At 73.4% G+C, this 7,750-nt stretch carries 6 protein-coding genes; 2 read left to right on the top strand and 4 right to left on the bottom strand.

The genetic code is table 11. The annotated features are described in order from the left end of the window. Positions 1-86: 86 nt before the first annotated feature. Positions 87-1,196 carry a tyrosine-protein phosphatase gene (locus ACFXDE_RS31195; RefSeq protein ID WP_380497989.1) on the bottom strand — a complete coding sequence of 370 codons (1,110 nt, stop codon included), beginning with the start codon at positions 1,194-1,196 and terminating at the stop codon, positions 87-89. Between the two features lie 202 nt (positions 1,197-1,398). Here ACFXDE_RS31195 and ACFXDE_RS31190 point away from each other — a divergent pair, with 202 nt between their 5' ends. Further along, positions 1,399-2,514 carry an ADP-ribosylglycohydrolase family protein gene (locus ACFXDE_RS31190; protein WP_380497988.1) on the top strand — a complete coding sequence of 372 codons (1,116 nt, stop codon included), beginning with the start codon at positions 1,399-1,401 and terminating at the stop codon, positions 2,512-2,514. A 109-nt stretch (positions 2,515-2,623) separates the two neighbouring features. On the opposite strand, the gene ACFXDE_RS31185 is transcribed toward ACFXDE_RS31190, so the two are convergent. The 3 genes from ACFXDE_RS31185 to ACFXDE_RS31175 all read right to left on the bottom strand — a co-directional run bounded on the left by ACFXDE_RS31185 (position 2,624) and on the right by ACFXDE_RS31175 (position 5,040). Further along, positions 2,624-2,863, bottom strand: coding sequence for a DUF397 domain-containing protein (locus ACFXDE_RS31185; RefSeq protein WP_380497987.1), 240 nt, complete (start codon positions 2,861-2,863; stop codon positions 2,624-2,626). After that, the gene (locus ACFXDE_RS31180) at positions 2,860-3,723 is read right to left on the bottom strand and encodes a helix-turn-helix domain-containing protein (RefSeq protein WP_380443794.1); all 864 of its coding nucleotides are present in this window, start codon (positions 3,721-3,723) and stop codon (positions 2,860-2,862) included. Before ACFXDE_RS31180 ends, ACFXDE_RS31185 begins: the two co-directional genes overlap by 4 nt. Before the next feature lie 561 nt (positions 3,724-4,284). Beyond that, positions 4,285-5,040 (bottom strand): GPP34 family phosphoprotein, encoded by a 756-nt coding sequence (locus ACFXDE_RS31175; RefSeq protein WP_380443796.1) that lies wholly within the window; start codon positions 5,038-5,040, stop codon positions 4,285-4,287. Positions 5,041-5,337: 297 nt separating this feature from the next. Between ACFXDE_RS31175 and ACFXDE_RS31170 the strand changes: the two genes are divergently transcribed. Next, a complete protein-coding gene (locus tag ACFXDE_RS31170; RefSeq protein ID WP_380497986.1) occupies positions 5,338-7,725 on the top strand; it encodes a hypothetical protein in 2,388 nt (795 codons plus the stop codon). The last annotated feature ends 25 nt before the right edge of the window (positions 7,726-7,750 follow it).

Genomic DNA, 7,750 nt, shown 5'->3' with positions numbered 1-7,750 from the left:
GGTACGCGCCCCCCTGTCGGGGGGGCGGGGTGGGGTAAACCCCCCGCCCACGGTGTGCCGGACCCCTCGCGGCGTCGTCGGCGGCGTCAGCCGGCCAGCAGCTGGCTGCGCAGGTCGCGCAGGTCCCGCTGGTCCAGGCCGAGGCCGTCCTTCAGATAGCCGTCGAAGGAGCCGAAGCGCGTGCGCACCTCGTCGAAGCCGGCGTCGAGGTACTCCGGCCGCACGTCCAGCAGCGGCTTGTAGACGGCCTGGTAGGCGGGCGGCAGCTTGGCCAGGGTCGCGGCGTTCTCGGCGGCGCGGTAGGCGTTGCTGGCCAGGTAGTCCGCCTCGACCGTCTCGCGCGGCACGCCGAGCGCGGTCAGCAGCGCGGCCGAGGCCCAGCCGGTGCGGTCCTTGCCGGCCGTGCAGTGGTAGACGACGTTCTCGTCGTCGCGCTCCACGAGGCCGGTGAACACCGAGCGGTACGCCGCCCTGGCGCTGTCCGCGGCGACCATCGTGCGCTCGGCGTCCACCATCGCCTGCGCCGCGGCCTGCGGGGTGGCGACGTTGAACGCGCCGGTGTCGGCGGCGCCGAGCACGTTGGCGTCGACGGCGGTGGCGCCGGCCGGGACGCGGTCCGGAGCGGCCTTCCGCTCGGCCGGGGTGCGCAGGTCGAAGACCGTCCGGATGCCGAGACGGCGCAGCTCGGCGAGGTCCTCGTCGGTGAGCCGGGAGAGGTCGCCGGAGCGGTAGACGACGCCCATCCGGACCCAGCGGCCGTCGGCGGTGCGGTAGCCGCCCGCGTCGCGGAAGTTGGGGGCCGAGGCGAGGTGCAGCGAGCGGTCGGCGACGACCAGCGGGGCGCCGCGGTCGGGCACGAGCTCGAAGTAGCGGCGGTCGGCGGCGGCGAGGCCGGAGACCGTCACGGTGGCGCCGCCGGCGCCCCGGGCGACGGCGTGGTCGCGCTCGACGGCGTCCGGGTCGGTGCCCGTGTAGACGGTGACGTGCCGGACGCCGGGGGCGGTCCAGGCGATCGTGAAGCCGCCGTCGGCCTGCTGGGTCACGGTGGCGGCGGTGAACGGGATCGCGTGCGCGGCCCGGCGGGCGGCGGCCGGCGCGTCCGCGGCGGGGGCGGCGGAGGCCAGCGCCGGGGTGCCGAGGAGGAGCGCGCCGGTGAGGGCCGCCACGGCGGCGGCGCGGGTGCGGGAGGTGGTCATGGCCCGGCACGGTAGGCAGCGCGGGGTGGTCGTCCGTGGCCCCGGGATGGATACGTAGCAACAATTTGTTGAAAGACTGGTGTGCGACGGAACCCGTCGAGCCGCACGGGTCTTCGCATAGGGTGCCAGGGCGCGCGACCGGCCCGAGCGTCGCGCCGCCCCGTACCCCCGCCGATTCCGGACGAAAGGCGCACCCGTCGTGATGCCACTGTGGTCACGCGCACAGCAGCAGGACTTCCGCAGCCGGGTGCGGGGCTGTCTGCTCGGCGGCGCGATCGGGGACGCGCTGGGCGCCGCCGTCGAGTTCGAGGCGCTGGACAAGATCCTCGCCCAGCACGGCCCGCACGGCGTCACCGGCTACGTCCCCGCCCACGGGCGGACCGGCGCGGTCACCGACGACACCCAGCTGACGCTCTTCACCGTCGACGGCCTGATCCGCGCCCACATCCGCCGCGACACCGGCAGCTGGCACCCGCCCACCGACCTCCACCTCGCCTACCTGCGCTGGGCCGCGACGCAGCGCGACTGGGGCCCGGACGAGCGCCGCCCCGACCTCGGCTGGCTCGGCCGCGAGGAGTGGCTGTACGCCCAGCGCGCCCCCGGCCAGGGCAGCCTCACCGCCCTCGGCGGGCCGGACGGCGAGCGCCTGGGCACCCTGGAGCACCCGAAGAACCCGCACTCCAAGGCCTGCGGCACGGTCGTGCGGGCGGCGCCGTTCGGGCTGCTCACGACCTGGGAACCGGGCCTGGTGTTCCAGCTCGCGGTGGAGTGCTCGGTGCTCACCCACGGTCACCCGACGGGCTACCTCGCGGCCGGCGCGTTCGCGGTGATCGTCCAGAGCGTCGCCCGCGGCGGCACCCTGGAGGAGGGCGTCCACCTCGCCCTGGCGCTGCTCTCCGAGCGGCAGGGGCACGAGGAGACGACCGCTGCGCTGCGGGCGGCGCTGGACGCGGTGCGGGCGGGCGAGCCGTCCGCTACCCGGGTGGAGGCACTGGGGGAGGGCTGGGTCGCCGAAGAGGCGCTGGCGATCGGGGTGTACTGCGCGCTGGTCGCGCACGACGTCCGGTCGGGCGTGCTGCTCGCCGTCAACCACTCCGGGGACAGCGACTCCACCGGCGCGATCTGCGGCAGCCTGCTCGGCGTGCTGCACGGCGACACCGCGCTGCCGCCGGGCCTGGTGGCCGGGCTGGAGGGGCGCGGCGCGATCCTCGAACTCGCCGACGACTTCGTGCTGGAGCTCGTGCACGGCGCCGAGCTGCACGGCCGGGACACCCCGGAGGGCGCCGCGTGGACGGCCCGCTACCCGGTGGTGGGCTGAGCGGTCCCGGTGTGGACGGGCCCCGGGAAACACAGTTGCCCGTAGCCGTGTCCGCCGCCGGGGGGCGACGGGCACCGCTACGGGCAACTGGGCCGAGAGCGGCCCGGGTTCAGGCTGCGCCGAACTGCCCTGCGCCGAATTCGCCCGGGCCGAACGCCCCCGCTCCGGCGGCGGCGGCGAACGCGTTCCAGGCCTCGGCGGAGAAGCGCAGTTGTGGGCCGTGCGGGTCCTTGGAGTCCCGGACGGCGACGGCCCCCGCGGCCGGCGTGGCGATCTCCACACAGGCGCCGTTGCCACCGCTGTGACTGCTCTTCCGCCAGGGTGCGCCGCTCTCGATGGTGGTGCTCATGGGTGGAATCCCTCTTCAATCTCTGCTATCAGTGTCCGGCTTTCCGCCACACCGAGCGCCGCCGCCCTCAGGTGGTCGTAGAGACTGGTATAGCGGCGCACGTCGGCCTCCTTCTCCAGGTAAAGATCGCTCGTCACCCCTTCGAAGTAGACAACCGTGGAATCGGCTGACTCGGGGAACTCCAGCAGGGAGAATGTCCCGGTCATACCGGGGTGGGCACCGGCGGCGAACGGGATCACCTGGATCGTGATGTTCGGCCGCTGGCTCAGCTCCAGCATGTGCTTGAGCTGGTGGGCCATCACCTCGCGGCTGCCGACCTCGCGGCGCAGCACCGCCTCGTCTATGACGGTCCACAGGCTGCCCAGCTGGTGCTCGCCGTGGACGCGGTCCTGGCGCTTCATCCGCACCTGCACCCGGCGCTGGACGGCGAGCGCGTCGGTGTCCGGCTGGGTGCCCTCGACGACGGCCTGGGCGTACTGCTCGGTCTGCAGCAGTCCGGGGACGAAGGAGGACTCGTAGGCGCGGATCGAGGAGGCCTCGGCCTCCAGGCCGATGTAGACGCTGTACGGCGTCGGCATGTCGTTGAAGTCGTGCCACCAGCCGCGCTGGCGGGACTCCTTGGCCATCTCCATGAGGCTGTTGCGCATCTGTTCGTCGGACACGTTGTACACGTCGCAGAGGTCGCGGACGTCCCGCTGGCTGATGCTGCGGCGGCCGTTCTCCAGTCGGCTGATCTTCGACTGGGAGACCATCAGCCGGCCGGCCACCTCCTCCGCGGTCATCCCGAGGCCCTCGCGGAGCTTGCGCAGCTCGGAGCCCAGGCGCCGTCGGCGCACGGTGGGATTGATGTTGGCGGACACGTCGACCTCCGGCCGGACCTCTGGTGATCGTTGGAACGGCAGTCCTCGGAACACTTCGGACATTGGGACCAACCCCCCTGACTCGGAGCAGCATGACACCTTGGGCCAGGTCGGCGCCGGGGATTCACAGCAGCGCAATAGAACTGATCATCGGAAAAGCGCTTCTGTGAGACAGCGAAGCCTCCCAGGTGGTAATGCGGCTCAGCGGCTCGAACCGGTACTGCTACCGGCGCTGATTCGTGTGGGCTCCCGGCGGTGCACGTGCTGGTGGCACATGCTGCGGCAGGCTCCGCCGGACGTCCCCGGGCGACCCGGGGGCCCTCGGGGACGGCAGAGGGGCGGTCGCCGGGCGACTTCCGTCGCGGGCGACCGCCCCTCCTTGCTCCTGGTACTGCTGGTGGTGCGGGTACCGCTGGTGGTGCGTCGGGTCGTTCAGCGCTCACGGACGGCGCGAACGCCGCGGCGCGCGCTGCCGGGTGTGAAGCCGGACCTCACGCCGGACGTCTCGCCGGACGATCCGCCCGGCGTGCCCGGGTGCGCCCCCGGACCCCGGACCGGGCGTCAGCGGACGCCGACCCGGGAGGCGGCCACCCGGCCGCCGGTGCCCCGGCCCGCCGCGCGGGCGCCGGAGGAGCCGGCGGACCGGCCCGTGCCCGTCGCCGACGAACCCTGGTCCGAGCGGTTCTGCTGTGCCGGCAGGCCGTTCTGCACGTCCATCACGGCGTGCGCGACCATCCCGCCGAGCGGGTCGTACCGGATCAGGTCGCGCAGCCGCGACCGCGAGGACCGGCCCTCGTTGCCCGGGTACAGGTGCTTGCCCAGCCCCACGGAGTGGGCCAGCGCGGCGAGCGCGGCCGTCCGGGGGTCCGGTGGCACACCGGTGCGGATCGCGGTGTCCAGCCGCTGCTTGATCGCGGCGTTGGTGCAGTCGTCGGACGCCTGGTAGCGCGTCGTCGGCAGCACCCCGCACACCTGGCCCGGCACGGCGGTCACCATGCCGCAGCGCTCCAGGTGCGCCAGGTAGGTCTGGCGCAGCCCCAGCCGGGGCCCGCCGATCCAGTGCGCCGCGCGGACCGGACTGCCGCGCCGTCGCAGCAGTTCCAGTGCGTGGTCCAGGGTCGGGTCGCCGGTCGGCCGTGCGAGCACGACGGCGATCCGGTCTCCCTCCGGTACGATCCGTCCGGCCAGGGACAGCTCGACGAGCTGCGCCCCGGCGAGTCCGAGGTCGAGGGTCTGCGGCTGCGCCGTGGTACCCGTGGTCGGGTCCAAAGCGAGCAGCAAGAGTTCCTCGGGAACAGTTCTGCGGCTCTTGCCCATCCAAGCCTCCCCGCGTGGATGAGAGACAGGGTGACGCCTCTCACACGGGCTTGTCGAGTACGCCTCCGAATCGTGACCTTGCGGTGAAGGCCTGGAACCAGGGGGTGCGGGCCGGGCGTCTGTTCGATGAGCGAACCGCGATACCGCCGTGTGACGGCAATAAGGGCCGGTCGGGCGGGGTGTGCGCGGCCGGTCGCCGGTCGGTGGCGGAGACTGTACAGGTACACGGGGCGGGGCGTCGGCTTCCCGAAATCGGGTCTGCCGGTGCCCCGCCGGGCGTTGAGGAGGCTGGGTTACGTGGGCGAGTCCCCCGACAGGGTGCTGCGGGACGGCGGGAGCGGGCAGGACCGGGAGCGCGGACGGACCGGATCGACCGCCGTCGGAACGGCCGCTGACGGCGCCTCCGCCGACACTCCGGCCGACACCTCGGCCCCGGTTCCCGCCTCCGCTGCCACCTCCGCTTCCAGCGACGCGCCGAAGGCGGGGGGCAAGGCGGGGGGCAAGGGCGGTTCGACCGTGCAGCTCCGTGTCCGGGATGTGGACAGCAAGACCACGATGCTGCGACTGCCGGTGGACAACCGCACCACCGCGCTGCGGCTGCCCGACGAGCTCGTGAAGCCGTCCGGCGCCGGGAGTTCCGAGGCCGATGCCCCCGAGGCACCGGACGAGGCGTCGGATGCCACCCCGGAGGAGGACGCGAAGCCGTCCGGCAAGCCGGCGGGCGCCGACCCGCGTCTCGGCATGCGGACGACCGTCGCGCAGCCGGCGGACGAGGCGGACGAAGCCACCGCCGACGGCGACGCGCCAGGGAAGGACGCCGAGCCGGCGGCCGAGGACGACATGCCCGAGGACGACACGCCCGACGGCGACGCTCCGGTGGAAGAAATGGAAGAGGGCGACGCGGAGGAGGCCGTCGAGGACGCCGCCGAGGAGGACGCTCCGGTCGTGGCGGTGCGGCTGAGCAAGCCGGAGAAGCCGGCTTCCGCTGCTTCTGCGGAGAAGCCGGAGCCCGCCGAGAAGTCCGAGGACGCCGAGAAGTCCGGTAAGTCCGGGGACGCCGACGAGTCCGACCCCGCCGAGAAGACCCCGGGCCGGCTGAAGTCCGAGAAGCTGGAGAAGCCGCGCCTCACCCCGCTCAAGGCCGCCCCCGCCGCCGGCACGGTCCCCGAGCCGCCCGCCCCCGGCCCCCTGCCCGAGCCCGAGCCGCAGCCCGGCCCGGAGCCGCTGCCGAAGCCGGCCCCCGCCCCGGAGCCCGGCCCGGCCCCGGCGCCCGAACCGCTGCCCGCGCCGGACCCGCGGCCGGTGCCGCCCGTCCCGCCGCTGCCGAAGCCCGAGCCGCTGCCCGTCCCCGAGCCGCTGCCCGTCCCCGAGCCGCTGCCCGTCCCCGAGCCGCTGCCCTCGCCGGAGAACACCGCCGAGGCGATGGAGGTCCTGGCGGCCCTCAACGCCCGCCCGGTCTCCCCGCTGCGGCGCGCGCTCAAGCGGATCACCATCTGGACGGTCTTCCTCGCCGTGGTGCTCGGCGCGGCGGTCGTGGCCCAGCTGCTGCGCCCGCTGCCGGACGCGAAGGTGCGGATGTCCGCCGCCGGCAGCTACAGCTTCCCGGGCGACCCGCTCGACCTCGCGTGGCCGGCCAAGGGCCAGTCCGCGGCCGAGGTGGTCGGCGTCGGCAGCCTCGGCAGCTCCGGCCCGGAGACGCCGGCCTCGATCGCGAGCGTCACCAAGGTGATGAACGCCTACCTGATCCTGCAGAAGTTCCCCCTGAAGAAGGGGGAGAGCGGCCCCAAGATCGTCGTCGACAAGCAGGCCGCGCAGGAGTCCGGCAACGTCGACGAGTCGAAGGTGACGCTCACCGAGAACCAGGTGCTGACCGAGTACCAGGCCCTGGAGCTGCTGATGCTGCCCTCGGCCAACAACGTGGCCCGGCTGCTCGCCCGTTTCCACTCCGGCTCCGAGGCGGAGTTCGTCAAGCTGATGAACGAGACCGCGGCCAAGTTCGGCATGGCCAACACCACCTACGCCGACCCGGCGGGCTACAACGCGGACACCAAGAGCACCGCGAAGGACCAGCTGAAGCTGGCCGAGCAGGTCATGCAGGACGAGATCTTCCGGCAGATCGTGTCCACCCCGGACACCACCTTCAACAACCAGAAGATCCCCAACACCAACAACCTGATCAACCCCAAGACCGGCGTCATCGGCGTCAAGACGGGCTCCAGCACCCCGGCCGGCGGCTGCCTGATGTGGGCCGCCTACAAGGAGGTCGGCGGCGTGAAGCGGCTGATTCTCGGCGTCACCCTCGGCCAGCAGGCCACCTCGCCCAACCCCGGCGACGGCATCCTGCCGACCGTGCTGAAGGTCAGCGGCAAGCAGATCCAGGCCGCGCAGAACGGCGTGACCGGCCAGACCGTGGTCAAGAAGGGCGACGTCGTCGGCTACGTCGACAACGGGCTCGGCGGCAAGGTCGCGGTCGTCGCGACCAAGGACCTCGTCGTGGCCGGCTTCCCCGGCATCGGCGGCACCGTGACCCTGGACGCCGGCAAGGTCGACCACCACGCCGCGGCGGGCACCGAGATCGGCACGCTGCGCGTCGGTGACGGCGACAGCAAGAGCGAGGTGCGGGTGGCCCTCCAGGCGGACCTCAACCCGCCGTCCATCCAGTCGCGGCTGACCCGGATGCTCTGAGTCCACGCCGTAGGACACGAAGGTG

This window comes from Kitasatospora sp. NPDC059408 (assembly GCF_042751525.1).
Lineage (GTDB): Bacteria > Actinomycetota > Actinomycetes > Streptomycetales > Streptomycetaceae > Kitasatospora.
This window is presented reverse-complemented; position numbering and strand designations above follow the sequence as displayed.

Bases quoted from the DNA above. Each gene is read 5' to 3' on its own strand.
- ACFXDE_RS31190 (WP_380497988.1), top strand. From the start codon at position 1,399: ATGCCACTGTGGTCACGCGCACAGCAGCAGGACTTCCGCAGCCGGGTG.
- ACFXDE_RS31175 (WP_380443796.1), bottom strand. From the start codon at position 5,040: ATGGGCAAGAGCCGCAGAACTGTTCCCGAGGAACTCTTGCTGCTCGCT.
- ACFXDE_RS31195 (WP_380497989.1), bottom strand. From the start codon at position 1,196: ATGACCACCTCCCGCACCCGCGCCGCCGCCGTGGCGGCCCTCACCGGC.
- ACFXDE_RS31185 (WP_380497987.1), bottom strand. From the start codon at position 2,863: ATGAGCACCACCATCGAGAGCGGCGCACCCTGGCGGAAGAGCAGTCAC.